At 64.9% G+C, this 26,770-nt stretch carries 30 protein-coding genes; 14 read left to right on the forward strand and 16 right to left on the reverse strand.

Annotated elements, in window-relative coordinates:
* Positions 1–247 precede the first annotated feature (247 nt).
* Positions 248–898, forward strand: coding sequence for a DUF998 domain-containing protein (locus CH289_RS08450; protein WP_462052397.1), 651 nt, complete (start codon positions 248–250; stop codon positions 896–898).
* On the opposite strand, the gene CH289_RS08455 is transcribed toward CH289_RS08450, so the two are convergent.
* Positions 833–1,570, reverse strand: a complete 738-nt coding sequence (locus CH289_RS08455) for an EAL domain-containing protein (RefSeq protein ID WP_020110407.1) — start codon at positions 1,568–1,570, stop codon at positions 833–835. The genes CH289_RS08450 and CH289_RS08455 overlap by 66 nt on opposite strands.
* Positions 1,570–2,811 (reverse strand): PucR family transcriptional regulator, encoded by a 1,242-nt coding sequence (locus CH289_RS08460; RefSeq protein ID WP_094727758.1) that lies wholly within the window; start codon positions 2,809–2,811, stop codon positions 1,570–1,572. Before CH289_RS08460 ends, CH289_RS08455 begins: the two co-directional genes overlap by 1 nt.
* Before the next feature lie 267 nt (positions 2,812–3,078).
* Between CH289_RS08460 and CH289_RS28695 the strand changes: the two genes are divergently transcribed.
* Positions 3,079–3,543, forward strand: a complete 465-nt coding sequence (locus CH289_RS28695; RefSeq protein WP_256977081.1) for an epoxide hydrolase N-terminal domain-containing protein — start codon at positions 3,079–3,081, stop codon at positions 3,541–3,543.
* A complete protein-coding gene (locus CH289_RS08465) occupies positions 3,453–4,235 on the forward strand; it encodes an alpha/beta fold hydrolase (RefSeq protein WP_256977082.1) in 783 nt (260 codons plus the stop codon). The genes CH289_RS28695 and CH289_RS08465 overlap by 91 nt, the downstream gene beginning before the upstream one ends.
* A 22-nt stretch (positions 4,236–4,257) precedes the next feature.
* On the opposite strand, the gene CH289_RS08470 is transcribed toward CH289_RS08465, so the two are convergent.
* Together CH289_RS08470 and CH289_RS08475 are read right to left on the reverse strand one after the other, a co-directional pair.
* Positions 4,258–4,899, reverse strand: coding sequence for a response regulator (locus tag CH289_RS08470; RefSeq protein WP_094709290.1), 642 nt, complete (start codon positions 4,897–4,899; stop codon positions 4,258–4,260).
* Positions 4,896–6,023 carry a histidine kinase gene (locus tag CH289_RS08475; RefSeq protein ID WP_179276772.1) on the reverse strand — a complete coding sequence of 376 codons (1,128 nt, stop codon included), beginning with the start codon at positions 6,021–6,023 and terminating at the stop codon, positions 4,896–4,898. The genes CH289_RS08470 and CH289_RS08475 overlap by 4 nt, the downstream gene beginning before the upstream one ends.
* A gap of 173 nt (positions 6,024–6,196) precedes the next feature.
* Here CH289_RS08475 and CH289_RS08480 point away from each other — a divergent pair, with 173 nt between their 5' ends.
* The 5 genes from CH289_RS08480 to CH289_RS08500 all read left to right on the forward strand — a co-directional run bounded on the left by CH289_RS08480 (position 6,197) and on the right by CH289_RS08500 (position 9,841).
* Positions 6,197–6,922: an ABC transporter ATP-binding protein gene (locus CH289_RS08480; protein WP_094727772.1), complete on the forward strand. Its 726-nt coding sequence runs from the start codon at positions 6,197–6,199 to the stop codon at positions 6,920–6,922.
* Positions 6,919–7,656 (forward strand): ABC transporter permease, encoded by a 738-nt coding sequence (locus CH289_RS08485; protein WP_094727760.1) that lies wholly within the window; start codon positions 6,919–6,921, stop codon positions 7,654–7,656. Before CH289_RS08480 ends, CH289_RS08485 begins: the two co-directional genes overlap by 4 nt.
* A 113-nt stretch (positions 7,657–7,769) precedes the next feature.
* On the forward strand, positions 7,770–8,138 hold the full coding sequence (locus tag CH289_RS08490; protein WP_037183917.1) for a YciI family protein: 369 nt from the start codon (positions 7,770–7,772) through the stop codon (positions 8,136–8,138).
* 9 nt (positions 8,139–8,147) lie between these two features.
* Entirely contained in the window at positions 8,148–9,371 is a 1,224-nt protein-coding gene (locus CH289_RS08495; protein ID WP_094727761.1) for an RNA polymerase sigma factor, read from the forward strand.
* 101 nt (positions 9,372–9,472) lie between these two features.
* Positions 9,473–9,841, forward strand: coding sequence for a VOC family protein (locus CH289_RS08500; RefSeq protein ID WP_037185386.1), 369 nt, complete (start codon positions 9,473–9,475; stop codon positions 9,839–9,841).
* An 18-nt stretch (positions 9,842–9,859) separates the two neighbouring features.
* Here CH289_RS08500 and CH289_RS08505 read toward each other — a convergent pair whose 3' ends face one another.
* A complete protein-coding gene (locus CH289_RS08505) occupies positions 9,860–11,170 on the reverse strand; it encodes an NAD(P)/FAD-dependent oxidoreductase (RefSeq protein ID WP_033190265.1) in 1,311 nt (436 codons plus the stop codon).
* An 84-nt stretch (positions 11,171–11,254) separates the two neighbouring features.
* On the opposite strand from CH289_RS08505, the gene CH289_RS08510 reads away from it, so the two are divergent.
* Complete coding sequence (locus tag CH289_RS08510) at positions 11,255–12,172, forward strand: LysR family transcriptional regulator (protein WP_255182892.1); 918 nt, start codon at positions 11,255–11,257, stop codon at positions 12,170–12,172.
* A gap of 9 nt (positions 12,173–12,181) precedes the next feature.
* Here the strand turns inward: CH289_RS08510 and CH289_RS08515 are convergent, their stop codons facing one another.
* Together CH289_RS08515 and mqo are read right to left on the reverse strand one after the other, a co-directional pair.
* Positions 12,182–12,694 carry a hypothetical protein gene (locus CH289_RS08515; protein WP_256977083.1) on the reverse strand — a complete coding sequence of 171 codons (513 nt, stop codon included), beginning with the start codon at positions 12,692–12,694 and terminating at the stop codon, positions 12,182–12,184.
* Positions 12,695–12,733: 39 nt separating this feature from the next.
* Entirely contained in the window at positions 12,734–14,170 is a 1,437-nt protein-coding gene (mqo, locus tag CH289_RS08520) for a malate dehydrogenase (quinone) (protein WP_256977084.1), read from the reverse strand.
* A 67-nt stretch (positions 14,171–14,237) separates the two neighbouring features.
* Between mqo and CH289_RS08525 the strand changes: the two genes are divergently transcribed.
* Positions 14,238–15,146 carry a LysR family transcriptional regulator gene (locus CH289_RS08525; RefSeq protein ID WP_094727764.1) on the forward strand — a complete coding sequence of 303 codons (909 nt, stop codon included), beginning with the start codon at positions 14,238–14,240 and terminating at the stop codon, positions 15,144–15,146.
* A gap of 34 nt (positions 15,147–15,180) precedes the next feature.
* Here CH289_RS08525 and CH289_RS08530 read toward each other — a convergent pair whose 3' ends face one another.
* The 4 genes from CH289_RS08530 to CH289_RS08545 form a co-directional block, all read right to left on the reverse strand.
* Positions 15,181–15,747: a DUF6188 family protein gene (locus CH289_RS08530; protein WP_037159172.1), complete on the reverse strand. Its 567-nt coding sequence runs from the start codon at positions 15,745–15,747 to the stop codon at positions 15,181–15,183.
* Complete coding sequence (locus CH289_RS08535) at positions 15,744–16,499, reverse strand: LLM class flavin-dependent oxidoreductase (RefSeq protein ID WP_094655055.1); 756 nt, start codon at positions 16,497–16,499, stop codon at positions 15,744–15,746. The genes CH289_RS08530 and CH289_RS08535 overlap by 4 nt, the downstream gene beginning before the upstream one ends.
* 84 nt (positions 16,500–16,583) lie before the next feature.
* Positions 16,584–17,153, reverse strand: a complete 570-nt coding sequence (locus CH289_RS08540) for a hypothetical protein (RefSeq protein ID WP_256977085.1) — start codon at positions 17,151–17,153, stop codon at positions 16,584–16,586.
* 41 nt (positions 17,154–17,194) lie between these two features.
* Positions 17,195–17,455, reverse strand: a complete 261-nt coding sequence (locus CH289_RS08545; protein ID WP_019665173.1) for a PLD nuclease N-terminal domain-containing protein — start codon at positions 17,453–17,455, stop codon at positions 17,195–17,197.
* 143 nt (positions 17,456–17,598) lie between these two features.
* Here CH289_RS08545 and CH289_RS08550 point away from each other — a divergent pair, with 143 nt between their 5' ends.
* On the forward strand, positions 17,599–18,171 hold the full coding sequence (locus CH289_RS08550; protein WP_019665172.1) for a nucleotidyltransferase family protein: 573 nt from the start codon (positions 17,599–17,601) through the stop codon (positions 18,169–18,171).
* 10 nt (positions 18,172–18,181) lie between these two features.
* On the opposite strand, the gene CH289_RS08555 is transcribed toward CH289_RS08550, so the two are convergent.
* Both CH289_RS08555 and CH289_RS08560 read right to left on the reverse strand, forming a co-directional pair.
* The gene (locus CH289_RS08555; RefSeq protein ID WP_094727766.1) at positions 18,182–18,712 is read right to left on the reverse strand and encodes an SWIM zinc finger family protein; all 531 of its coding nucleotides are present in this window, start codon (positions 18,710–18,712) and stop codon (positions 18,182–18,184) included.
* The gene (locus tag CH289_RS08560; RefSeq protein WP_256977086.1) at positions 18,709–20,427 is read right to left on the reverse strand and encodes a DEAD/DEAH box helicase; all 1,719 of its coding nucleotides are present in this window, start codon (positions 20,425–20,427) and stop codon (positions 18,709–18,711) included. The genes CH289_RS08555 and CH289_RS08560 overlap by 4 nt, the downstream gene beginning before the upstream one ends.
* A gap of 448 nt (positions 20,428–20,875) precedes the next feature.
* Between CH289_RS08560 and CH289_RS08565 the strand changes: the two genes are divergently transcribed.
* Positions 20,876–22,096: an ATP-binding protein gene (locus CH289_RS08565; protein WP_094727768.1), complete on the forward strand. Its 1,221-nt coding sequence runs from the start codon at positions 20,876–20,878 to the stop codon at positions 22,094–22,096.
* 6 nt (positions 22,097–22,102) lie between these two features.
* On the opposite strand, the gene CH289_RS08570 is transcribed toward CH289_RS08565, so the two are convergent.
* Complete coding sequence (locus tag CH289_RS08570; protein WP_256977087.1) at positions 22,103–22,522, reverse strand: glyoxalase superfamily protein; 420 nt, start codon at positions 22,520–22,522, stop codon at positions 22,103–22,105.
* Between the two features lie 82 nt (positions 22,523–22,604).
* Positions 22,605–23,189 (reverse strand): TetR/AcrR family transcriptional regulator, encoded by a 585-nt coding sequence (locus tag CH289_RS08575; protein ID WP_094727770.1) that lies wholly within the window; start codon positions 23,187–23,189, stop codon positions 22,605–22,607.
* 79 nt (positions 23,190–23,268) lie between these two features.
* Here CH289_RS08575 and CH289_RS08580 point away from each other — a divergent pair, with 79 nt between their 5' ends.
* Complete coding sequence (locus CH289_RS08580; protein ID WP_019665166.1) at positions 23,269–23,880, forward strand: NAD(P)H-dependent oxidoreductase; 612 nt, start codon at positions 23,269–23,271, stop codon at positions 23,878–23,880.
* 283 nt (positions 23,881–24,163) lie between these two features.
* Positions 24,164–24,850: a methyltransferase domain-containing protein gene (locus CH289_RS08585; RefSeq protein WP_020110427.1), complete on the forward strand. Its 687-nt coding sequence runs from the start codon at positions 24,164–24,166 to the stop codon at positions 24,848–24,850.
* 16 nt (positions 24,851–24,866) lie between these two features.
* On the opposite strand, the gene dnaB is transcribed toward CH289_RS08585, so the two are convergent.
* Entirely contained in the window at positions 24,867–26,264 is a 1,398-nt protein-coding gene (dnaB, locus tag CH289_RS08590) for a replicative DNA helicase (RefSeq protein ID WP_027498586.1), read from the reverse strand.
* Between the last annotated feature and the right edge of the window lie 506 nt (positions 26,265–26,770).

Raw genomic sequence — 26,770 nt, forward strand, 5'->3', positions numbered from 1 at the left:
AGGGCGAGGGCATCCTGAGAATCGATCAGGTGCTCTGGGCAGGTGGGCGTCGACGAGAAGAGCCGTCGTTCGGGCTGCACTCTCAGGTTGGGCACGTACAGTCACGCCATCGTCCGTACAGCGTTCGCCGAACGCCGGCTCGCCACGAAGAGAGTTACCTATCGCCTCACCGACATCCACACACGACGCCCATCACGCTGCCGCAGGAATCGCGTGGGTCCTGTGCTTCGCCTACTTGCTCGCGGAAGTGTTCACCGCAGCAGCGTGGAGTACCCCGTACAGCTTCGAGGACAACTCGATCAGCTCACTCGGGGTGACGACGTGCCAGGTCGGTTCCTGCTCACCCCTGCACGACGTCATGAACGCCGCGTTCGTTGCCCTGGGAGTCCTGACACTCGTCGGAGCACTGTTCCTGCACCGCCACATCAGAAGTGGACGAGTGAAGAAGGCGATCCTGTCACTGGCCGTGATCATCGCGGTCAGCACCGCGGCGACCGGACTCTTCCCCGCCGACGACGGAACCATCCTGCACTGGGCCGCCGTGCTGCCCGGCTTCATCGCTCGGCACGTGGTTCTGGCGTTGATCGCCTGGCACTTCTGGCGTGAGCGACGAGTGGTCGCACTCTGGTCCGCGGTCTGCGCGCTCGTCGGTGTCGTCGGTGCGGTCCTGATGCTGGCGCAGACATTCGGATTCGGCCTGGGAGAACGCCTGGCGCTCTACCCGATGCCCACATGGATGGCCGTCACCGGCACAGCAGTACTCGTCGCGCTGGCCCGTCGAATGGTGTTACGGCGATTCGACGCACGATGGCTGCATGTCGTCTTCCGCGCGTCAGCCGAATCGAGCCCGAAGATCGGCGCCCGCAGCAGCGGCGCCGAACAACCAGCCCTGCCCTAGCGTCGCGCCGAGGCCGAGCGCCCGCACCCGATCCCGCTCGGATTCGATGCCCTCCGCAAGGATCACTGCACCGGTGGACGCGACGTACCGTCGGACTGCCGACAATGCGCGCATGCTTCCGAACGCACGGGGCCGGCGCAGCACCGACGCATCGAGCTTCACGATGTCCGGCTCTACGATCGGCAGCGCTTCGAGAGTGCCGCGGTTGGCACCGACGTCGTCGAGAGCGATGGAGAATCCCCGCCGTCGGGCCGACGTCACCATCGAGCGGAGCCTGTCCGCGTCTCCGACGAGACCGCGTTCGGTGATCTCGAGAACCACCCTGCCGTCGCCTTCCAGGGCGTCGAGGTGCGCCTCGGTGCGTTCGATGTCCGTGATTCCCGACGGCTCGTAGTTCAGGTACAACGCCAGTCCGCGCCGCAGATCCGCCGAGCGTGCTTCCTTCAACGCCGCGGCACGGCAGGCGAAGTCGATGTCCGACACCACACCACGCGTGCGCGCGAGAGCGAACACCTCGGCTGGATCGACCCCGACGACCGTCGGCCACCGAGCGAGCGCTTCGACTCCGACGACATCACCGGTCCGCAACGCGACCACCGGCTGGAAGCACGGAACCATGTCGTCGATCGCGACGAGTGCGGCGCGAGCGGACAGAGACGTGACCGGCGCCATCACACCGATCTCTTCGGGTCGAGCGAGTCCGCGATCAAGGCAGCATGGAGCGATCGGAGTCCGGACGACTTCATCGGATCGATGCCGGTGATCTGCTGAATTCTCTTCAACCGGTAGTCGACGGTGTTCGGATGCACCACAAGCTGTTTCGCTGCTTTCTTACGGTTGGCCTCGGTGGAGACGAACACCTGAAGGGTCGGCAGCAGATCCGGTACGCGCCGCAGTGGATCCAGCATCCTCTCGAGGTGGCGACGGCCGACACCCGGCCGCGCGATCTGGAACTCCAACGCCAAGTCGGCGATTCGATACACGCCGGGTCGATAGTCCAAGCGCTGCACCAGCCTGAGCAACTCGTAGGCGTTCTCGGCGGCAGCTGCGATGCGCGACGCCACCGATACCGCCGCCGAGGCGGACACGGGGACTTCGCCCGCCTCCGTCAACCGGGTGATCAGGGATTCGACGACACCGGCCACCGGATCCGGCACGAGGATCGTTCCGCCGGTTGCACTGAGGATCGCCAGCGGCGGCTCGGCAGCGTGGAAGTCGGCGAGCGCGGACCGTATCCGTTGCAGTTTGCGCGTCGCCGCTGCCTCTCGCGCGACAGGGGCGCCCACCTCGTCGGCGTGCGGAGGAAAGTGCACCGCGACGACTTCGTATCGCTCGGCGAGCTCGGTGCCGTACCTCTCGGCGATGGACGGGGCACTCCGGTCTCCGGTGAGCAGGGCGGTGACCAGTGCCTGCGTCTGGTCCTGACCCTGCGCGGCCACGGCCTTGTATTCGTCGAGATATCCCGAGGACACCGCCTCGGACACCACGTCGAGCAGACCGAACATCAGCACCGCGCCGTCGACGAGCGCGCCGTGCTCACCGTCCACCGCGCGCCCGGCGATCATGCGAAGGCATCGCGAGAACCCTTCGTGGAACGCGTGCTGGATGGCGGCCAGTGGAACGCCGAGTCGAGCCCACTTGCCCGCGGACCGGCGCAGACGGCCGAGCGCTTCGGTCGACGGTTGTACGCCGCTGTCCAGAACGTCTGCCGCCAGCGCGACGCATTCTGCGGTCACCTCGGCGACGACAGTCCGGCCGGACCTCCCGGTCAGCTCACGACACTGGGTGGTGTCGAGCACGTGGTCGATGATCTTCTGCGTCGAATCCCCCGCGACTCGAAGTTGATGGGATGCCGGACGTCCTCCCAGGCTCAGTCCCTCTGCCGAATCGGAGGACACCATCGTGGTTGCCATACGCTTCTCACCTTCCGAAACGTTCGGGGCGGCCGGGGCCTCCGCTGTTGTCGTAGAAGGTCACGATAGAGCAACAAACGGACCGAGAGAATGTTTGGGTGCCGAAACGCGGATCCAGAGTTGGATTCGAGGACTTGTACTCACCCCTTCGGCCCTGCAGTTGTGACGAGTCCCCAGCAGAACTGGACATATTCACATTTCAACAATGCGCACGAGTTTCAGAATCACGGACCGAAGATGTCCGCAATCCGCTCTAGCTTGAGCCGCATGGACATCAGCGACTTCACCATCGACGTACCGCAAACGGACCTGGACGACCTCACCGCCCGCCTGACGCGCACCCGCTTCCCGAACGGCCACGCAACCGGATGGGGAACGGGGACCGACCTCGACACGATGCGCCGCCTCACCTCCTACTGGGCACAGGATTACGACTGGCGCCGCGTCGAAGCGCGACTGAACGAGTTCCCACACCATCTCGCCGACGGCACCCTGCATTTCATCCATGCCCGATCCGATCGTCCGGACGCCCGACCGATACTGCTGCTCCACGGGTGGGCAGACTCGTTCGCCAAATACGTAGGACTCATCGACGCGTTGCGCAACCCCGTGAACGCCGACGCCCCGGCGTTCACGGGGTGGTGCCGTCCCTGCCCGGATTCGGGTTCTCCGAACAGCTGCCCGACGGCGACGCGGGTCCGGAGACCACGGCCGCACCGCTCGTCGCGCTGATGGAGACCCTCGGGTACGACCGGTACTTCGTCCACGGCGGCGACTGGGGCAGCGTCGTCGGCCAGGAAGTGGTGCGCGCGAACCCGGACCGCATTCTCGGATTGCACCTCACGGACATTCCGTTTCCCAATTTATTCATGGTCGACCGAGAGTCCGTCACCGACGACGAGAAGGCCTTCCTGGACGCGCTCGACTCGTGGAGCGAGAACGACGCCGCCTACGTCTCCATCCAGTCGTCGAGGCCCTTGACACTCGCCTACGGTCTCAGCGACTCGCCGGTCGGCCTCGCCGCCTGGATCGTCGACCACTTCGGTCGCCTCTCGGACTCCCTACCGAGCGACGAGGACCTGATCACCAACGTCATGACCTACTGGGTGCGCAACTCCATCCACTCCTCGACGCGCCTGTACAGCGAAGGCGCAGCCTGGGACGAGGAGAGCGGCGATCAGGACCGGGCAGATACCGAAGACTGGGCAGATACGGGAGACTGGGACCCGGTCATCCACGTTCCGACGGCAATCGCCGTGTTCCCCAGAGACATCGGCCGGCCACCGCGCGAATTCGTGGAGCGCTTCTTCGACGTCGTCCGCTACACGGTCCACCCTCGCGGTGGACACTTCGCCGCCCTCGAAGTGCCCGAACTCGTCGTCGCAGACATCCAGGCCTTCGCCGGGAATCTGGAGGCCGAGTAGACCGGCGTGTTCAAGGAGATGCTCATCCGAGCAAACCGTGATGCAGCGCGCGCAGCACCGCATTCGCGCGGTCACGTGCGCCGAGCTTGAGGAGCACCGTCGAGACGTGGTTCTTGACGGTGCCCTCGGCCAGGTGCAGCGACCCGGCAATCTCCTTGTTGGTGTAGCCGCTCGCGAGCAGACGCAGCACGTCGGTCTCACGCGTCGTGAGCGCTTGCACCGCAGACGAATCAGGCGGCGGAGGTTGCGTTCTCGCCGCACGGAGTGCTCGATCGGTGATGGCAGGCTGCGCAAGCACACCTCCCGACGCCAAGGTCCGCACTGCGCCGACGAGTTGCTCCAACGTCACATCCTTGAGCAGATAACCCCGCGCCCCGGCTCGAAGTGCGTCGAGCACCACCTCGTCGTCGTCGAATGTCGTCAGAACCAGAACCGGGATGTCGATTTCTCTGCTGCGCAATGCATTCAACGTCCACAGACCGTCACGGTGCGGCATCCGTAGGTCCAGCAGAACCACGTCGGGACGGTGCTGCTCTATCGCCTCCAGACCCTCCTCCCCGTCCTGCGCCTCCGCGACGACACAGATTCCACCGTCCAGCTCCAACAGACTTCGAATGCCCTGACGTACCAGGGTCTGATCGTCGACGAGCACCACGTTCGTCACCGGACGGACACCGCCCCAACCGGCACGGTCGCTCGCAGGTGTACCGATCCGTCGATCCAATGCTCCAGCGTTCCTCCTGCCGAGTGCACACGCTCGGACATACCGATCAAACCGTGACCGGCGATCAACTTCTCGGCCGCACTCCCGTTGTCGTGCGCCTGCAGCGTGATGACGCCGTCCTCGGCATCGATGTCGATCCACAGCTCCGTGGCTCCCGAATGCCGGATGGTGTTGGTGACGATCTCCTGGACGCATCGGATCAGCACGGCCGTCGCTTTCTCGTCGGGCTCCACCGTGTCCGCAATCGCCGTACGAACGGTCAGCTCCGGAATGTCGTCGACGATACGAGCAAGGGCACGAGAGAGGTCCGGCGCGTGCCGGCGCAATTCACCGACCGCCGAACGAACGTCGCCGAGAAGTTCGCGCGCGATGGATTGCGCCCGCAGCACGTGATCTCGGGCGGGCGGTTCGGTCCGGTGCGAGGCCACCTCCAGTTCGAGAGTCAGTGCCGTCAGTTGATGCCCCAGGAGATCGTGAAGTTCACGGGAGATGCGAACGCGCTCGTCGGTGCGCGACGCGTCCGCGAGTAACGCACTGGCAGTGCGGAGTTCGACATGCGCGGCAGTGAGCCGTCGCCTGATCCGCTCCTGCCTGTTCTGCGACAGCACCGATGCGACACTGGCGATCTGCAGTGCGCAGTAGATGAGCGCCACCAACACCGGCTGGGTTACCGTAGTACTGATCGACCACGCTGCCAGGCCGATCACGACTGTGTTGCCCAGCACGATCGCCGCCGTCGACCACAGCTCGACCGTCGTCGCGGCGATCGCGGCGGTGAAGATCAACAGAATCGGCAGCCATCCCGCCGTCGGAGCGGTCCACACCAGCACGGGCCCGAGAATGCACAGGACGACCACCGCGGCCAGCACCCGACTCCTGGACAGTGACTCGGCGCACCACATGGCAATCACCTGAGCCACCAGATAGCCCAGATAGATTCCCGCCCAGACCCATACGGGAGCGGCCATCCCGTCGGGTGCCGCCAACAGGACGGGAAGCCCCACGACGATGCTGACCACGGTGACGAACGCTCCGGCCAGCACGTCCAGTTCGAGGCGGTTCATGCACTGCACTCTATCGCCGCGGCAACGTCCTTCGCGGGTGCCGCTGGTCATGGTTCCGCCGCCCACCGAGGCTGCGACATGACCGGTGCGGACCGATGACCAACGGCACTGCCCGTCGCGACGACGCGAATCTAGCGTCACAGATGGATCTTTCGCACCGACAAGGAGGAACGATGCTTGCAATCGAAGTACGAAACCTGCACCGGAGCTATCGGTCGAAGCGTGTGGTGAACGGAGTCGATCTCACGGTCGGAGCAGGAGAGATCGTGGGCCTCATCGGCCGGAACGGTGCAGGCAAGTCGACCGTCGTGGAGACCATTGCGGGCCTACATCGACCCGACGCCGGGACGGTGCGCGTCCAGGGCCTGGACCCGATCGCGAACCGTGCGGATGTCCGTTCGCTTCTCGGAGTGCAACTGCAGACGCCCGCAGTGCACGGGTCGCTGACGGTGTCGGAGCTCTTCCGGCTCCACGCCTCGTTCCATCGGCACACCGAGGACCCTGGTAAGTTGCTGAGGGCGGTCGCGCTCGACGACAGCGTCGACGTGCGGTTCGAGAATCTGTCGGGCGGACAGCAGCAGAGGCTGTCGGTCGCGCTCGCCTTGATCGGCCGACCCCGCGTCGTACTGCTCGACGAACTCTCCACCGGCCTCGATCCCGAAGGCAGACGCCTGCTCTGGAGGAAAGTGGAAACACTCCGCGGCGAGGGTGTGTCGATACTGCTCGTCAGCCATTCGATGGAGGAGGTCGAGCGACTGTGCGATCGCGTCGTGCTGCTCGACGCCGGGACGGTGGTCGCCGCGTGCACGGTGGGTGAGTTGATCTCTCGTGCCGGTCCGACCCGGTCGCCGGCGACACTCGACGACGCGTTCCTGTCCCTGATCGGACGTGCGTCGTGACCACGCGGGCGGCAACTGCTCTGGTGGCCGCCGAAGCAAGAATGGTCGCCCGAGACACCTCCGGCTTGATCGTTCCCCTCGGAATGCCGCTGCTGATCCTGACGATGAACGGGCTCGGTACATCCGGCGTGGATCTACCTGGCGGCTTGACGGCATTCGACGTCCACGTCGTCCCACTGTCTCTCGTGGTCGTCGTTGCACTGGTCGGCGCGGTCAACATGCCGAGCTTCCTGGCCTACTACCGCAAAACCGGGGTGCTGAAGTCTCTGGCCGTCACACCGGTGAACCCGGCGCTGGTACTGGTTGCGCAGGTCGTCGTCAGCGTCGCGCAAACTCTGATCGGTGTCGCGCTCGCGCTGACGGTCGCGGTGGCGGTCTTCGGCATGAATCCACCGCTGGATCCGACAGCCGGTGTGGCCGTGTTCGGGCTCGCGGCTGCCGCGATGTACTCCGTCGGAGTGGTCGTGGCGGCGATCTCGCCGACCCCCAACGCGTCGGTCGCGATCGGACTCGTGGCGTTCTTCGCCATGGGGGCCACCGGGGGCATGTTCGGTCCCACCCAGAACCTCCCGGGTGTGCTCGCGACCGTCGGCGAGTACCTGCCGTTCGGCGCCGCAGTGACGTCGTTGGGCGCAGCGTGGCAAGGAGAACCCATCGATCCTGCACATCTCGTCGGTCCAGCCGTGGCGATCGTGCTCGGCAGCATCGCCGCGGTCCGATTCTTCCGATGGTGACCGCGAGCGTGCGAATTCTCGGGACGTGTCGATTTCGACAACCCTCGATCGTCATGTCTACGTACAACCACGAAGATCCGGTACAAAATGGACATCGACGCTAGGAGAGACACATGCGCTACACCCTGATCCTCAACAATGCCGAGCCCGAGGAGGGCGTCCTCGACCAGGAGACGATCGCCCAGATGCAGGAGGCGTTCGGAGCGTACGGCCGCGCACTCGAGTCCGCCGGTGTGCTCATCGCCGCGGAGGTTCTGACGTCCAGCTCGTCCGCCAGAACGCTGTCTCTGCGCACCGGCGAACTGCAGGTTCAGGACGGCCCCTTCGCGGATACGAAGGAAGGCGTCGGCGGTGTCTTCGTGATCGAGGTACCCGACGAGGACGCCGCGCTCATGTGGGCCGAACGGTGCCCCGGTGCGCAGTACGGAGTGCTGGAAGTTCGAGCGGCCGCCACCTCGTTCGTCGACGGCGCCTGGACCTGAGGCCGACCGATGAGTGCAGTGCAGGAGTCGGCCGAACATGCGGTGCGCACGTCGTACGGCCGGCTCCTTGCCCTCCTCGCATCCGCGGACGGCAACATCGTCGCCGCCGAAGATGCCCTCGCCGACGCCCTGGAACGGGCGCTGACCACCTGGCCACGCGACGGCGTGCCCACCGATCCCGACGCCTGGCTCCTCACCGCCGCCAGGAACAAGCGTCGGGACGTCTGGAAATCGGCGGCACATCGAACCTCGGTAGCGCTCGATCCCGTGGTCCACGCCGAATCGCGTCTCGACGACATCGATGTCGATGCACTGCCGGACAAGCGGCTCGAGCTGATGGCCGTGTGTGCCCACCCCGACGTCGACCGTGCGGTCAGGACACCGCTGATGCTCGACGTCGTGCTGGGGTTCACGGCCAAGGACATCGCGCAGGCGTTCGCGCTACCCGCCTCGACGATGGCGGCACGCCTGGGCCGAGCGAAGAAGCGCATCCGGGATGCGCACATCCCGTTCGAACTACCCGATCGGAGTGCCCTGCCGGCACGGGTCGACGCGATTCGTGAAGCCGTGTACGGCGCGTTCGCGATCGACTGGAACGCCTCGGGATCCGAAGTGCGAGAAAACATGATCGGTGAGGCGATGCACCTCGCCGAGACACTGTGTGCAGTGTTGCCGGAGGACGCGGAGGCGCACGGGCTTGCCGCATCGATCGGACTGTCCGCCGCTCGGATGCCGGCACGCTGCCGAGACGGGGTACTGGTTCCGTTGGCCGAGCAGGACTTTCACCTGTGGGACGCAGACCTGTTGCATCGCGGGGAGCAGCATCTCGTCGCGGCACACCGCCTGGTGGCCGCAGGCTCCAGTGCACTCGGGCGTTTCCAACTGGAAGCAGCTGCCTCTGCCGTGCACTGTGGTCGCCGAAAGACCGGCCGAACGGACTGGACCGCGTTGCGCGAATTGTATTCCGCACTACAGACATCGGCACCGACAGTCGGCAGCGCCGTTGCGCTCGCCGTCGTCACCGCAGAAACCGACGGCGCCCTCGCTGCACTCCGTCTGCTCGATCGAACGAACGGAACCGAGCGATTCCAGCCCGCATGGGCGGCGCGCGCTCACCTGCAGGCTCAGCTGGGTAACGTCGACTCCGCCCGATCCGCCTACGAGAAAGCCATCTCCCTCACCGCAGACCCTCCGACCCGTGCCTATCTGGACAAACAGTTACGTCGGCTGTGAAACCGAGGCGGATTCACAGTCCTTTCGTGCACCGCGATGATTTCCATCGCGCCGTCGAGTCCACCTCTGCGCAAGGACAAACATAGACCTTGGAGGTAACCATGACCGAGGCACATGTCACCGGAGTGAGAATGGTGGCGATACCCGTCGCCGACCAAGACCGTGCAATCGAGTTCTACTCCGTTGCACTGGGTTTGACGAAGTCCGCGGACCGTGTGATCGAGGAACTCGGATCGCGTTGGGTGCAGATGAGCGCTCCCGGTATCGAGATCGCGCTACTGACGGAGTACCCGGGATTCTCCGCGGGCCGCGATACCGGCGTGCGGTTGGTGACAGCGGACGCCAGAGCCCTGCACGCCCACCTCGTCGGGCACGGGGCGAAGGTGAACGAGCTTCTCCTCTGGGAGGGGCTGCCGCCGATGTTCGAGTTCGACGACATCGACGGCAACACCCTCTACGCAGTGCAGTGAAAACAATCGGCCTTGCTCCTAGGCTGCTTCGCGGTCCTCGTGCTGTTTCGCCTGCGTGAGTACGGCGGATCTGTCCGTGTACTGAAAATGCGGGCGCTTGTCTCCGATGTACGAGCTCATCCACGACACCACGGCCACGTAGCGGTTGCGGAAGCCCACCATGTACATCAGGTGCACCGCCAACCACATGACCCACGCGATGGGACCCGACATGTCGACCTTCCCGAACAACCGCACCACTGCGCTGAACCGGCCGACGATCGACATGCTTCCCTTGTCGGTGTACGCGAACGGGGTTCCGGCGTCCGCCTTTCCGGTGATGACCTTGGCAACGTGGCGGCCCTGCTGCATTGCCACGGGCGACTGACCGGGCAGACCGTTCAACGAGGTCACGTCGCCGATGGCGTAGATGTCCTTCGCCGTACCGACGGTCAGGTCGTCGTGGACGAGAAGCCTGCCGGCACGGTCGGTCTCGCAGCCGGTGCGTTCGGCGAGCGTGGCCGCCAGATCGCTGGCCTGCACGCCGGCCGACCAGATGACGGTCTTGGCGGCGATGGTCCGCGACGTTTTCGAGTCCACATCCTGAACCGTGACCGTGTCGTCGACGATGTCGGTGACCATGGCCCCGGTGACCACCTCGACGCCCGACTTCTCCAACTTGGCGCGGGCGTAGGTACTGAGCTTGCCGCCGAACGCAGGCAGCACGTCCTTGACGCCGTCGACGAGTGTCACCGTCACGTCGTCCGGATGGATGTCCGGGAAGGATCCGGCGAAGTACCGCTGAGCGAGATCCCTGATCTGCCCGGCCAATTCCACACCGGTGGCACCGGCACCGACCACGACGAAACTGAGCAGCTCCTTTCTCGCCTCCTGGTCGGAGGTGTGGTGCGCAGTCTCGTAGCAGCGCAGGATCTGCTCACGCAGAGCGACGGCGTCGTCGACGGTCTTGAGAGCGAACGTGCGGTCCTTGAACTCGTCGCGTCCGAAGTACGCCTGCGTCGCGCCCGTCGCGACGATCAATCGGCCGTACCCGATGGTGTGGCTACCGCCCGCGCCGATGTAGGTGACCTGGTGCAACTCGGGGTCGACGTCGACGACCTTGCCGAGCCGGACATCGGCCGATTCGTAACGGGCGAGGATGCGCCGGACGGGTGGAGCGATCTCGCCGGTCGACAGCATGCCGGTCGCTGCCTGGTAGAGAAGCGGTTGGAACAGGTGCTCCGTCGTGCTGGAGACGAGCGAGAACTTCACGCCGGCCTTGCCCAGAGACTTGGCCGCAGCCAACGCTCCGAATCCCGATCCCACGATGACGACCTCGTACGTATCCACTGGTTTTCCTTTCCAATCGAGCAACCACACTCCATGAAACGCCCCGGCCAGTGGTCTATCAACGGGAAATTTGGAATAGTATCGATGAGTAAAACTCATGAATGGAGCGCTGTGGAACTTCGGCAACTGAAGTACTTCCTCGCCGTGGGCGAGGAGCTGAGCTTCTCGCGCGCCGCCGAGCGGTGCTATGTCTCGCAGTCGGCGATCAGCCTCCAGATCGGCAAACTGGAACGCGAGATGGGCGAGTCACTGTTCGAACGGTCGTCGCGCTCGGTCCGATTGACCGTTGTCGGAACACAATTGATGTCCATCGCACGGCACATGGTCGAGCTCGAGCAGTCCGCGCTCGCGTTGACGGCCAGGCGCCGGAATCAGCTGCGCCTGACCGGCAACATGACGTTCGCAGCCAACGCAATCGCCGCGATCGTCCAAGTGCGCGAGCGGCATCCGGAAGCCGAGATCGACTTCGTCCTGAAACGATTCGCCGAACAGATCGAAGCCGTCACGTCGGGCGACTGCCAGGTGGCCTTGATCCGAGGCAACGTCGAGCGCTCCGGTCTCGAGGTCACCGAGCTGTGGAAGGAGAACCTCGTCGTCGTACTCGCCGACAGTCACCCACTGGCATCCGGGCCGGATCCGCGACTCGAGCAGCTCGCTCGGTACCCACTGCTCCTCCCCAAGCGCAGCGAGCAGATCCTGCTGCATCGGGTGATCGAAGGAGCCATGAAAAGAAGTGGTCGACGCCTGGCCTTCGGCCCACCCGTCGCCATGGACCACACGGCAAGCGCGGAGTTGCTCAACCACCCCGAATGCTGGTCCATCATCTACGCGAGCACGGCCGAGAGCACTCCGAAGACCGGGCTGGTGTTCCGCACCGAAGCGCAGCGCAGACTGAAACTTCCCGTATCCGCGGTGGTCGACTCGTCCATACCCCCGACGGACATTCAGAGGGATCTCATTGCCGCACTTGCCGATACGGCGCCGTCTCCGGTGCCACTCTGACGAGCGGGGTCACAGGATGCCGGACTCGCGCATCTGCTGCACGACGAAGGCCCCGGAGTAGACGTCGATGTGCGTCCGCTCTGTCTGAAGCGGCGAGAACGCGACACCGAACCGAACTGGGCCCGGCTCCGACCTCGACACCGCGATGTCGACCGAGTACCGACCGTCGGGGGTGCTCACATCACCGGCGCGATACAGGTAGTCGGTGACGCCCACCCGAACATCACGCTGCTCCGCCTTCTTTCCCGTACCGGTGATCTCCCGGAATGCGATGGGGTCCAAGCCGACACAGGAGTAGACCCGCGCGAAGACGTCACCCTCAGGGTCCACCCAGCCCCCGCCGAGCGCCCCACCCGCCTGCGACAGCCACTCGTCGGCCCACTCGGGAGCGGCCTCTCCCGTCACACGCAGATCCGACGCCACCGCGTCGCTGCAACTGGGGTCGCCCGGCTGCGGCGCGGCGCACCCACCGATCGCAGCCACAGCGACCAGCACCAGCCCAGGCGCGACAACATTCTTCACCGCTTCCACCACCTCATCCCCGACCGACAACGACACTCGTCACCGAAAACCATACCTGTCGGATTGTTCCTGAAGTGCGCCATGGCGTGAGCCGGCAGCAGCCAGCAATGCGTCGAGCCGTGGCTGCCACTCGGAACGATCGTCGGCGAAACATCTCGTCAACACCTCGATCATCGCTGAAGGCGCGACCGATGCACCGGGCGAGGCACCGAGCAGGCCCGCGATCGATCCGTCCCTGCCGGTGACGATGTCCGTGCCGAACATCAGATCACCGCGAAATCTGCTGCGCGGCTTGATCAGCTGAGCTCGTTGACCGGCCTGAATCAGACGCCACTGCGCGGGGTCGGCAGCGGGGTAGAACGTTTCGAGTTCGGCGAACTTGCGCTTCGACGACGCCAGAACCTGCCCGACGAGATAACGGACGAGGGGGAGGTTGCCGATACCGACCGACAACAGAACGGGCAGGTTTCGAAGACGGACGGTACCGAAGAGATCGCGGAGGCGACCGTGTTTCAACAGGCGGGTGCTGAAGGTCGCGTACGGCCCGAACATGAGCGACGTCGTGCCGTCGACATGCCTTCTGTCCAAGTGCGGCAACGACATCGGAGGCGCACCGAGCGACGGTCTGCCGTAGACCTTCACGCCGTGCCGCGCGACGACCTCCGGGGCATCGGTGTACAAGAACTCGGCGCCGAAGGGAAATACCCCGTACCCGCGGATTTCGGGAACACGAGCCTTCTGCAACAGACGCAGTGCGTACCCGCCGGCTCCGACGAACACGAACCGCGCGCGAACCTCGAACACCCGCCCGGTCGATCGGACTCGACCCGATAGATGCCACAGACCGTCCGACGTGCGGCGCAGACGCGTCACCTCGTGGCCGGTGCGGATCAAGCACCCGCTCGCCTCCATCGTCCGGCCGAGCGATTCGGTGAGTGCGCCGAAATCGATGTCGGTACCACCGGCGTCCCACGTCGCCGCGATCCGCTCGCCCGGCGCGCGACCGTCGACGAGCAACGGCGCCCAGCCGCAAATTCGATCACGATCCTCGGAATACTCCATACCCTGGAACAGGGGGTTCGACTTCAGCGTCTCCCATCTGCGTCGCAGGTAGTCCACATCGGCATCGCCGAACACCACGTCCATGTGAGGCACTGCGTTCAGGAACGACGGATCGAGGTCACCGCTCCGCGTCAGCGAGTCCCAGAATGCCCTCGACACCGCGAACTGCCGTGCGATTTGCTCGGTCCGGGACGAGTCGTCGGCGTCGGGCATGTAGTTGAGTTCGCACAGACCTGCGTGACCGGTACCCGCGTTGTTCCACGGACCCGAGCTCTCGCCGGCCAGCCGGTCGAGTCGCTCGAACAACGCGATCGACCTGTCCGGCAGCACCTTCTGGATCAGCGTTCCGAGGGTCGTGGACATGACGCCGCCGCCGACGAGCGCGACGTCCAGGATTTCCGCATGTGAAGTCATGCCGTCAATGCTGGCGGCGACGAGACCGTTCCGTCCAATGAGATGTTCGAGCAATTATCATCCGGAAATGGATGACTACTCGTTCGACCGCCCGGAGTCCGTAGCGCCTCTGCTCGCCGCCTTCGACGCCGTCGCCGCGGAAGGCCACGTCACCCGCGCGGCCGCCCGGCTCGACGTGCCCCAATCCTCGGTCAGCAGGCGGGTGCACAGCCTCGAGCGCATCCTCGGGTTGGCGCTGATCCAACCGGTGGGTCGCGGGGTCGATCTGACCGCGTCGGGCCGGGAGTTGTTCGACCGCACCCACCACGTGATGCGGGAACTCGACGACGCTGTCGCCGCGGTGCGGTCCGACGCCGATCCGGACAGCGGAGTCGTCGGGTTCGGATTCCCCCTGACGCTCGGATCGCGTTCGGTGGCCGCCCTTCTGACGGACTTTCATGCACTCGCTCCCCGCGTCAGGGTTCGACTGGTGCAAGCACACGGCGAAGCCCTCGCGGACATGATTCGCGACGGCCGATTGGACCTCGCCGTCATGATTCCTCCGCCCGACGACCTGGACGTGACGGTCCTGGGCAGCCAGCAGATCTTCGTCCACGTAGCGGCCACACACCCGTTGGCGTCTCGTCGGGCACTCGCGGTCGAGGATCTCGCCGACGAAGCCTTCGTGGCCAGCCCGCCGTCGTTCCAGCTGCGCACCCTGCTCGACACGTGGTGCGCGGAAGCCGGATTCGTCCCGCGGGTTCCCTTCGAGATCAGTGAGATCGACACCATCGAGGCACTCGTACGAGCCGGGCTCGGGATCGCGCTTCTACCGAAGCCGGAGGTCGCCGCCGCCGGAGTGACGACCGTTCCCTTGACCGGTGACCGCACTCGATCGGTCGGGCTGGCGACAGGCCGACGCCGACCGACAGCTCCCGTCGCGCGCTTCCATCGTCACGTCACCCGACACGCGGATCAGCTCATCGTTCGACCCTGAGGACTCGGAGCCGGCCTACCCGAGTACTCCGATGTCAGAGAACATGACCCGAGGACAGCTCGATGCCTCGCCCGACCCGAACGACGCTTTCGCGCAGAACCAGATAGGCCGACTCCAGATCCACGTTCGTCGCCAGCAGCGTGCCGTCCGAGAATTGAATCCCACCGTGCTCACCGGAGGAAATCCGTACGACGGTCGAGCCGATTGCCGGTGAACCGGTCGGTGACGCAGTCGCGGCTGACGTTTCAGGCGCGTCCAGCGTCTCGATGATGCCTCCGGGGAGGCACAGCACCGTCGCACCGTCCGGCGCGGTGTACTCCCAGGACTCGACTTCCTCCCGGGGAGCTGCGGTGACGGCAGTTCCGTCGTCGAACCGCAGTGTCAGCGTGCCGTCCGCAGCCAACTCGGACATCGTGCACCGAGTGGTGAGCAGGGATGTCAGTGCACGCAGCCCCTCGAACTGGTTGTCCTCGTCGAACCGTGTGCCACCGATGTCGAGCTGACTGAACGCCACCGCCGAACCGTCGTCGAAGCCGATACTAAGATCGAAGTCGAGGTGAACGTTCCGCACTGTTGCGTTCTGCACGTCGACACTCGTCACCGGGGAGGTCCACCGGACGCGAGGTGGACGGCGCGCTGGAACACGCCGGCCAGATCGGTTGTCTGCGGACCTGGTTCCAGTACCAAGGTGGTCGCACCAGCCTCTGTGTACTCGTCGAGGTCGTCCACCAGGTCCGACACGTACACGACGATGTCGTGGCCCGGCCCACCACCGATGTGGCCGATCGCGTCGCGGACCTGCTGCGGCGTGGTGGAGCTGGTCAGTATCGTCCCGCGGCTCGTCTCGCCGCTCACAGCAAGGGTTTTGGGGCCCGTCGCACCGACCAGAAGCGGCGGAGGCTCCGCCGGTGGCCAATCCAAGCGGACGTTGTCCAACGAGACGTAACGGCCCCGAACGTCGACCGTCTCACCAGCCAGCAGACTCGTCAGTGCCGTCATCTGCTCGCGAAGAAGAGTCAGCGGGGACTGCACTCGCGCCCCCACCTGCCCCATCCAATCCTGCACACCGTGACCCAACCCGACCCGCGTCCGTCCCGGGTACAGCCGAGCCAGAGCAGCGACCTCCATCGCCGTGGCCGCGACGTTCCGCAGAGGGGTGGGCAAAACTCCGATCCCGACGTTCAACCGCGGCGTCACCGCGAGAACAGTTGCGGCCATGGAAATTCCCCCGGAGAAGAAACAGTCCTCCCACAGCCAGATCTCGTCCACCCCGGCCTCGTCGGCCGCACGCGCCGCGTCGACGATGGTCTCCGGCGGCAGTTCCGGCCTCAGCACAACACCGAATCGCGTCATCACATCCCTCTCTCTTCCACTTCATCCTCCACTCCCGCCCCACCGAAGGTCATTCCGCAGGCTCCACTCCCGCCCCACCGAAGGTCAGGATCGACGCCTACCCAGCAGAAGAACCCCGCCGAAGGCAACGGCCACGCTGACCACGCCGGCGACCCCGAGCCACAGCGTCGCCCCGATCGGAGGGGAATCGGCCTCCAGCACGGTGGGAGTGCCGTAGGAGCGCTCGGCAGCATCGAGCGTCGTACGATCGGTCGTCGGCGCCGTGGCCGAACAGCTGTTGACCTGCAAACGATCCCGCGACGACTCACCGCGTTGGGCGAAGAAGATGTACTCGTCACCGACCGCCAGCGTCGAGCCACACGCGGCCGACTCCGCGGCCGTCGACACCACGGCGTCGGCCTCCACGTCACCGTCGTAGATCTCGCTGACCCGAACGTCGTAGGTGAGTGTGCTGCCGTCGTCGCGGACATCGGTCGCCACCCCGACGAAGACCGCGCCGTCGGGAGACGAGTGCTGTCGAACACGGTCGCTCACCTGAGAAAGGCCGTAGGCACACGTGCAAGCCTGCGCGACGGGGGGAGTGATGCCGGTCGCCAACCCTGCCGCCACGGCGCCGACCAACACGACTCGCCCTGCGATCCGCCCCGTACGCATGAGACCAGCGTCGCACGCCACGTCGGCGCAGTCCATGCGTTCTACCGCGGACGGTCGGTCGTGAAACTCGAACCGCGACCCCAGACGAACCACACGATCGTCCCCAGAAACGGGAACGCCAGCACGATCAGGACCCAGATCGCTTTGCCCGCGGTCGTGTAGTTCTTCGACTGCAGAATGCTGACCAGGGCGGCGACGAACAACGCGAACGCCGCGACGACAAGTATCAGAATCAGAACCCCGAAACCGAGGCCGAAAACCGTGGTGGCCGTGTCGTCCTGCGCGCTGAGTTCCAGCAACATCGAACGTTCCTTTCGTCGAAGCGGTGATGTGCACTCCACCCTACGAACGCAGGCGCCGTCACACATCGTCGTTGCGATGTACATTCCGTACACCTTCGGAACGACTCGACCCCGACCTCGGGTGCTGTGGCACGATCGGACGAATGGGGCGTGACGACTTTCTGACGGCAATCGAAACCAATCCGGTGGTCGTCGAGATCCTGGAGCGTGGACCAGAACTCGGGCTCACCGACTGGTATCTGACGGCAGGTGGCCTGTTCCAGACCGTCTGGAACCACGTCGCCGGCTCCGATCCTCGAGCCGGCATACGCGATTACGACTTTCTCTACTACGACGGCACGGACCTGTCGTACGAATCAGAGGATCGCGTCATTCGACATGCGGAAACTCTGTTCGCCGATCTGGGAGTCGACGTCGAGGTCCGCAACCAAGCCCGCGTTCATCTCTGGTACGAAGATCGCTTCGGCGCACCGGTGAAGCCGTTCCGAAGCACGGAGGACGGGATCGACCACTTCGTGTCCACCACCTGCTGTTTCGGGGCCCGCAGCGAGAACGACGGAACGACGACGGTGTATGCACCCCACGGATTCGACGACGTGTTCGCCGGGGTGATCAGGCCGAACCCGCTGCTTCCGATGCGGCACGTCTACGAGTCGAAGGCCGCCCGGTGGACATCGATCTGGCCGCATCTGACGGTTCTCCCGTGGCCGGAGTAGATGCGCCGTCCTACCCGTAGAAGGTCGCCGGGTCGAGGCCGTCGATCGGCAACCGAGCAGCGTCGGCGTCGGGCGAGCTACTCACCCCGCGCAACTCGACCGCCGATACCGGGCGCTCGTCCATGCGTCGAGCAATCTCGAAGAACACCGCAAGCACGTGCACACAGGGACTGGTTCGTTTCGTGCAGTCGCAGTCGGCGGTCAGCTCGTCACGACTCGGACCGACGGGCATGCCTGCCTTCGACCATTCGGCGTGGACGGAATCCGGCACGTCGCCGGCGGGTAGACCGCGCAGCGCTGCTCGGGCCGACTCCGCAGCGTCGTCCGCCCAGAGGGGACAATGCAGGCTGACGTGCTGGTCACGCGCCCCGAACACGGTTGCTCTGATCGACCCGGCCGAGATCACGACGTCGCTGACCTTGTCGTTTCGGACCAGTGATCGCGCCCGAGGAAGAGCTGGATTCGGTCGGGTGATGGACGTCGGCTGCGCCAGCCGTACCCAGTCACGCCCCCACGCGGTGACTCCGAGATCGTCACTCATCGGCCCGCCCCGATCTCGAGCAGCGCGCGAAGCTGACCGTCCGACAGTTTCGCTAGATCGCCACCGATGTCGAGCGTCGCTTCGCTGGTCGCGATGTCCGCGAGGTCACGCTTGTGTCCGTGCATGTCGTCGATCGACTGCTCGAGGGTTCGTTCGGTGAGCAGTGTGTGCACCGTGACGGTCTGCGTCTGCCCGATTCGGTGAGCGCGATCGCTCGCCTGGCTCTCCACGGCCGGGTTCCACCACCGATCGAAATGAACCACGTGCGACGCACGAGTGAGGTTGAGGCCGAACCCGGCCGCGCGCAGACTCAGGATCAGAATCGGTGGGCCGTCGCCCGATTGAAACTCGTCGACCATCGTCTCGCGGGCCGCAGTGGACAGACCGCCGTGCAAGAACGGCACCGGATGTCCGGTGACCTCGTCACCGAGATGCCGGGACAACAACTCGCCGGTCCCGCGATACTGCGTGAACACGAGCGCCGCCTGCCCGTCGTCGACGATCTCCGACAGCATCTCCGTCACCCGATCGAGTTTGCCTGATCTGCCCTGGATTTCGGCACCGGTACCGTCGACGAGCTCAGGATGATTGCAGATCTGTTTGAGGCGAGTGAGCAACGTCAGGATCCGTCCCCTGCGTCCGATCCCTGTCCCGAATCCTTCGGTCAACGAGCTGTCGAGGTGACGCCGATACAGTCGCTCCTGCTCCTGGGTGAGCGTGCAGACCACCGAATTCATCACCTTGGCAGGGAGTTCGGGTGCGACATCGACCTTGCGCCGTCGCAGAATGTGCGGCCCCACGAGCTCACGAAGCCGACCCGCCGCGGCGTCGGACCGCTTCTGCTCGATGGAGACGACGAACCGTCGCCGGAAGCGCGCACGTGCTCCCAGAACGTCGGGTGAAGCGAACGCCATCAGGGACCACAGTTCGTCGAGTCGATTCTCCACCGGAGTACCTGTCATCGCGATGCGCAGGTGCGCCTGCAGCCTCCTGGCCGCGCGCGCCTGTTGCGAATCCGAGTTCTTGATCTGTTGCGCCTCGTCGAGAACCACTGTGTCCCAGTCTACTTCCGTGATCATGTCCGCATCGCTTCGCAGCGTCGGATAGCTGGTGATCACGACGGAACCCGGCCCGACGTGCTCGAGGCTCCGCGTCCTCGACGCCCCGTGATGAACGTGAACCTCGATGCCCGGCGCGAACTTGGTCAGCTCCCGAGCCCAGTTGCCGACCAACGACGTCGGGCACACCACCAGGTGCGGCGCATCGCGTCGCAGCGTGAAGACGGCGATCGCCTGCACCGTCTTTCCCAGGCCCATCTCGTCGGCCAGAATTCCCCCGCCGCTCGTTGCCACTGCGTTCATCCACGCGACGCCTGCCCGCTGATACGGCCGAAGTTCTGCCCGCAGAAGCGTCGGCTCACCCGCCCGCCGATGCAGCGCCGCGTCGACGGTGGACGCTGCAGACCAGATCGTCGTCGTGTCGAGTCCGACCGCCGCGTGTCCGGCAATCGGCAGCGACGAGACGAGGCCCTCCACGTCCCCACCAGCCGCAGCCGCCACTGCTATGCGCGCCCAGACCCGCAGTGACCGACTCGCGCGATCTCCCGGTCGCCACGTGGTGAGCGCAGTGAGCGCGTCCGGCGCGTCCACCAGTGCAACCGGGACCGACAGCGCCTGCACCGATCGGGAGGCGGCGTCGGGCAGTGCGATGGTCAACGACGCCGGCGTTCCTGCAGGTAGTCCGGCCGCGACGGCATCCTGAGAGGGGCTGCCCGTGCCCCACCAGGCAAACTTGTCCGCCTCGATCGAGTAGCACGCTTGCAGTGTTCCGGGGAGGTTCGCATCGACCGATGGTTCGTGGGTTCGGGCGTCTACCGTCGTGAAAATGTTCGTGACCTCCGGTCAGGGCACTGTGAGGTCCGACAAACCGCGTCGGACCCAACCTGGTGGGCGGTGAGGGATGGCGGGTTCCGATCGTTCGGCGATCGGCAGTGGGACAGCGCGGTCGGCCACCATCCGTGGGTTGAAGACCGTCGAGAGTAGACCGAAGTGCCGGAGTGTGCAATTACCGATCCGTGCGGCCGGGGTACCTCACTTTTCTCGCATGTCACAGAGTTTCTCGCAGCGATGTACTTACCTGCCGAGTGCCCCTATAACTCTTCCTATGAACAATCCCTACACACCCGAGTCGGGCGAGGTGCCGAGGGAACTGGCGGGACGCGAGAAGTACCGGTCGGCGTTCATCTCTCTGCTCGACGGCCTCGAACGCGGTCGTACCGCACGGTCGCAGCTGATCACCGGCATGCGCGGCACCGGTAAGACCGTACTGCTCCGCGAGTACGTCTCGATCGCGCGGTCGAGGCGTTGGGCGATCGTCGACATCGATGCGGTCCGTCGGGACGACGACGGATTCCGACGACAACTGGCCTTCGAATGCCGCAGTGCCTTGCTGGCCGTATCCGCCCGCGGGCACTGGGGCTCGGAGGCGAAAAGAGCGTCCGGCGTACTCGGCTCGTTCGCCTCGGTGCTCGGAGCGAGCAGCCCCCTCACCGCGGAATGGACCGAGACGACGCCCGGGGCAGCCGACACCGGGCAGCTGTCCGCGGACACGACGGCAACCCTCCTCGTGCTGGGAGAGGCCGCGCGTGCCCACGACACAGGCATCGTCTTCGTGATCGACGAGCTACAGCGGCTCACCTCGGCACAGCTCTCCGCGCTGATCGACGCGTTCCATCGTTGCTACCTGCGCGAACTGCCCATCACGGTCGTCGGTGCAGGGCTCACCGATCCCGTCGACGAGATACCGGAGGGCGCGCAGCCGCCGAACCGACCGACAGTGGACGAGGTTCGAGCGCGCGCGGACCGCCTGTTCGAATTCCCGGTTCTCGGTGCTCTCGCCGACGCCGATGCCGCCGCCACGCTGCGCAGTGGAGGGTCGTGGACGGACGGAGCGGTCCTGACCGCGTCGACGATCACGGGGAAATTTCCGGCGCTGCTGCACGCCCTCGGATTCGTCGTCTGGGACGCTCGCAACACCGACGTCGTCACCGAGGCCGACATCGAGAACGCCGTTCCCGAATACGAGAAGTTCGTCGACGAGAACTTCTTCCGTCGAAACCTCGGTCGCGTCGACGACGTGGACCTCGCGTACTTGCGCGCCGTCGTGGATGCTCCCGCCGAGATCGACACCGCACGAGCCCTCGAACGTACCGTTGCGCAGTGCACGCGAACACGGGCGGGGTTGGTGGACAAAGGGCTGCTGCACATCACGAAGAAAAACGAATCGGTCTTCACCACACCGCACTTCGAGAGTTTTCTGCTACGAACGATGCCGACACTGGAGGTACCTGCCCGCAAACAGCGCCGTCGACGCTACGACCCGTGAACGGTCTCACCGGTTGGTGTATACATCCGGGTCCTCTACTTGGCAGAAACGCAGCACGTTCGACGACGGATCGATCACGGTCACCGTCGGCCCACCCGGCGCATCGGTGTCCAGACCCGGCCGCATCGATCGATACTCGGCGGCGTCGAGCTGCCGATGGAACGCCCGAATGTCCTGAACCGGAATCCACACGACAGTCCCCGGTGTTCCATCTCCATGATGCTCCGACAGATCGAGCACCGAACCGGAGCGACGAACCCTCATGTACAACGGCATCCCGGGCTCGAACCTGTGCTCCCACTCCACGTCGTAACCCAGATAACCGATGTAGAACGCCCGCGTAGCCGCGTTGTCGAACATGCGAAGAATCGGGATGCTCGGGCCCAGAGCAATGCCTGCGCCACCGGGCCGTTTCTTCCACTTCACGTGCACTCACCTCACGTTCGCGTCGCCGGGACAACAGTACAAGCTTCTCGGCATGTCACGTCGAGCGCTGGATCCACCCGCTCTAGGCCCCGCTCCTGCCGGCGACGGCGACGATGGTCTCGGCCAATTCGCCCTTGGCCTGATCCGGGGACAGGTCACCCGTCACGGCCGCGCGAGACAGCGCCTCTGCCGCGCCGAAGATCGCGGTGATCGAGGGTACGGACACCCCCGTCGACGACTGGACGAACGGGGCAAGGATTTCGCGGCACCGCTGCGAATAAGCTTGGTCTGCAGCGCGTTTGACCTGCTCGAGCTCCGGTGATCCTTCCAGCGCAGCGAGTACTCCGGTGAGTTCACGGCCCTGCGCGAGCGTGCACCCGACGTACGAGTTGGCAATTGCCGCGGCACGGCCGTCGAGCGTCGCTTCTGCGTTGTCGAGGTACTCCTCGAGCATGGCCGCCTGACGGTCGTCGAACTCCTGGAAGAGCGCGGCCAGCAGCACCGCCCTGGACGCAAAATGGCTGTACACCACGGGTTTTGCAACTCCCGCCCGTTCCGCGAGCCGACCGAGGGTGAGAGCGTCGGCGCCCTCTGCTCGGACGAGCGCCCACGAGACCTCGATCAATTGGTCGTACCTTTCGGCACGCGACAACCTGGTCCGAGCCATCCACACACCTCCTTGCGCTATGTACCAATAGTAACCTACCTTTGGTACATAGCGTTCTTCGCCCAACGAAAGGATCTCCGTGAGCAGCCTCGTCGTAGTCTCCCATTCCGACCCGAACTCCCTCACCCACCACGTCGCACGCTCGACCATCGACGCACTCGTCGACGCGGGCGACACGGTGGAGTTCGCAGACCTCGCCGCCGAGAACTTCGACCCCCGCTTCACCCGGGCCGACCTGGACCTCTTCCGCGGAACCGGAACCCTCGACGCCGATATAGCGTCCGAGCAGGCCCGCGTCGACCGCGCGGACCACCTCGTCCTCGTCTTTCCCATGTACTGGTGGTCCATGCCCGCTCAGCTGAAAGGCTGGATCGACCGCGTGTTCATCAACGGATGGGCCTTCGACGACAGCCCCGACACCGGGTTCGTCAAGAAACTGGGTCGACTCACCATCCACCTCGTCGCCGTTGCAGCCGACGACGCCGACAGCTTCGGGCGCCACGGCATCGACCAGGCCTTCGCCATCCAGATCGAACGCGGCATCGTCGAATACGTCGGGGCAACACTCGGATCCTCGACCTTCCTCCACGAATCCGAAACCAAGAGTCGCGAAACCCTTGCCGCCGAGGTGAACGTCATCGCCGACGCTATTGCAACCCGAGTGTCAGGGCGTGCCACCGTCGATGCATAGAGGTCAGGGGCTGGGCAGCGGCATGGATTGCCCGATACTTCGCCTGTTCGACGGGATCCCGCCGATTCGGCCGGGTATCGGGCAATCCGTGTCGGGCCTTTTCACGGGCTGATGTGTTTCACTGATCAGGTGACCACGTTCGTACAGCTTCGGTGGCGGCCCTGAACCCGCGGCCCTGACCTGTGCACTCCTTCGGCCGCCTCATGTCGGCCGACGATTCTCACCTGTACGTCGCGTGCGTGGTCGACGCCTGAGGTGGCCCCCATCCCGAGAGGACCACCCCATGACCCTCGACGTAGTGATGACCGCCAGATCGTTCGACGAATATCGTGCGATGTTCGGCCTGACCGACTCCGATCTGTCCCGTCGCATCCTCGACTGCCCTGCGGGCGCCTCCGGGTTCACCTGCGAGGCAACCGACCGCGGCAGCGACGTAACAGCCTGCGACGTAGCGTATTTCGCGGACGACCCGGAGGGACTCGCGTCCGTTGCACTGTCCGAGACTGATCGCGGGCACGCATACGTACTCGCGCACGCCGACCACTACGCGTGGACGTTCTTCGCTGGACTCGACGAACACCGACTCGCCAGACACACCGCTGCGCAACAGTTTTCGGCCGATATACGACGGCACCCCGGCCGGTACGTTCCCGGGCGGCTACCATCGTTGCCGTTCAGCGATGCCAGCTTCGATCTGGTGCTCAGCTCCCACCTACTGTTCAGCTACGCGGACACCCTCGACGCCGCGTTCCACCTCGATACGATCGTCGAACTCATGCGAGTCACGTCCCACGAGCTGCGAATCTTTCCGCTCGTCCCGGTCGGGTCGTCGGAGCCCTATCCTCGGCTCGCCGAGTTGCTCGACGAACTGCGCAACCGAAACATTCACTGCCGCACAGCGAACGTCGACTACGAGTTCCAACGGGGCGCCACGCAGATGCTCGTATGCCACCACGGCCCGTCCAGCTGAACACCCAGCGCGGCGATCAGCCCCTCGCCATGTCCACGAAACGCGACAGGTGCAGCTGGTGAGCCACTGTGATGGTCGCCGTCGGACCGTTACGGTGCTTACCCAGAATGAGGTCGGCCTCGCCGCCACGGGGGTCGTCGCGTTCGATGGCGTCGGGGCGGTGCAGGAGGATCACCATGTCGGCGTCCTGCTCGAGCGATCCGGACTCACGGAGGTCGGACACCATCGGCTTCTTGTCGGTGCGCTGCTCAGGACCACGGTTGAGCTGACACACGGCAACCACCGGGCATTCGAGTTCCTTGGCGAGAAGTTTGAGCTGACGGGAGAAGTCCGAGACTTCCTGCTGACGCGACTCGACCTTCTTGCCCGACGACATCAGCTGAAGGTAGTCCACGACAATCAACTTCAGACCGTTGCGCTGCTTCAGACGCCGAGCTTTGGCGCGAATCTCCATCATCGTCAGGTTGGGGGAGTCGTCGACGAACAGCGGCGCCTCACTGATCTCGCTCATCCGTCGGGCAAGCTTGGTCCAGTCGTCGTCCGTCATCTTTCCCGAACGCATGTCACCGAGCTTGATCTTGGCCTCCGCCGACAGCAGACGCATCACGATCTCGGTGCGGCTCATCTCCAGCGAGAAAATGACACTGGGCATACCGTGCTTGATCGAGCACGACCGCATGAAATCCATACTCAGGGTCGATTTGCCCACACCAGGCCTCGCCGCGACGATGATCATCTGACCAGGGTGAAGACCGTTCGTAATTTCGTCGAGCTCGGCGAATCCGGTGGGCACACCGAGGGAGATACCGCCGCGACTGGCGATGGAGTCGATCTCGTCCATCGTCGGCTGCAGCAGCTCCTCCAAGGGGAGGAAGTCCTCGGAAGTACGACGCTCGGTGACCTCGTACACCTCTGCCTGCGCACGATCCACGACCTCGGCGACGTCCTGGCCGTCCGAACCCGCGTACCCGAACTGCACGATGCGGGTGCCGGCCTGCACGAGCCTGCGCAGGATCGACTTCTCGGCCACGATCTCCGCGTAATAACCGGCGTTCGCCGCAGTGGGAACAGTCTGCGTGAGTGTGATCAGGTACGGAGGACCCCCGATCCGCTTCAGGTCACCGCGACGATCCAGCTCCGCCGAGACCGTCACCGGGTCAGCGGGCTCCCCGCGGCTGTAGAGGTCGAGAATGGCGTCGTACACGCTCTGATGCGCCGGGCGGTAGAAATCGCCGGGACGGAGCACCTCGAGCACGTCGGCGATGGCGTCCTTGCTGAGGAGCATGCCGCCCAGAACCGACTGCTCCGCCGCCATGTCCTGCGGGGGTTGACGACCGAAATCTTCGCCCGGGGCTTCACTGGGCGGCGGCTCGGAGGAGTAGTCCGATTGCCCTCGATCGTCCACAACTGCCACGTGAAGTCGACCGTCCTTTCCCCGTACGAAACCTCGCAGCCGACTACCGCACGACTACGTACCGACACAATTTCTACCCCTCGCCACCGACAAGAATCCCGCACGCGCACCCACGATCGGGCACCTCCGTGCGTCACCCCTTCTGCCGGTGGAGACACGCTGCTGGGACGTTAGGCGCAATCGTTTCCCGTCACAACACAGCCTGTGGATGAACCTGGGGATCGAATGTGGATAGTGCTGAACAACTGTGTTGACCATCTGGGGATAACCTGGGTATAACTTTCCGAATATCGACCATTCCACCAGTTCAAAGGGTGTACATAAACTTTCTGTCCTGTGTATGAATTATTGCGCGGCGTGTCGCCCAAGTTGACAACTCGGGCGTGTTGAGTAAATGCGAAGTGAACAAACCAGTGATTCACGTCACAGTGTCTGGGAACACTCACAAAACCAGTCGTCAGCCCGGTTTCGCTGCATCCCGCCCGAATCCGCGCCCGCCGCACGCC

This window comes from Rhodococcus sp. RS1C4, assembly GCF_002258225.1.
Classification (GTDB): Bacteria; Actinomycetota; Actinomycetes; order Mycobacteriales; family Mycobacteriaceae; genus Rhodococcoides; species Rhodococcoides fascians_E.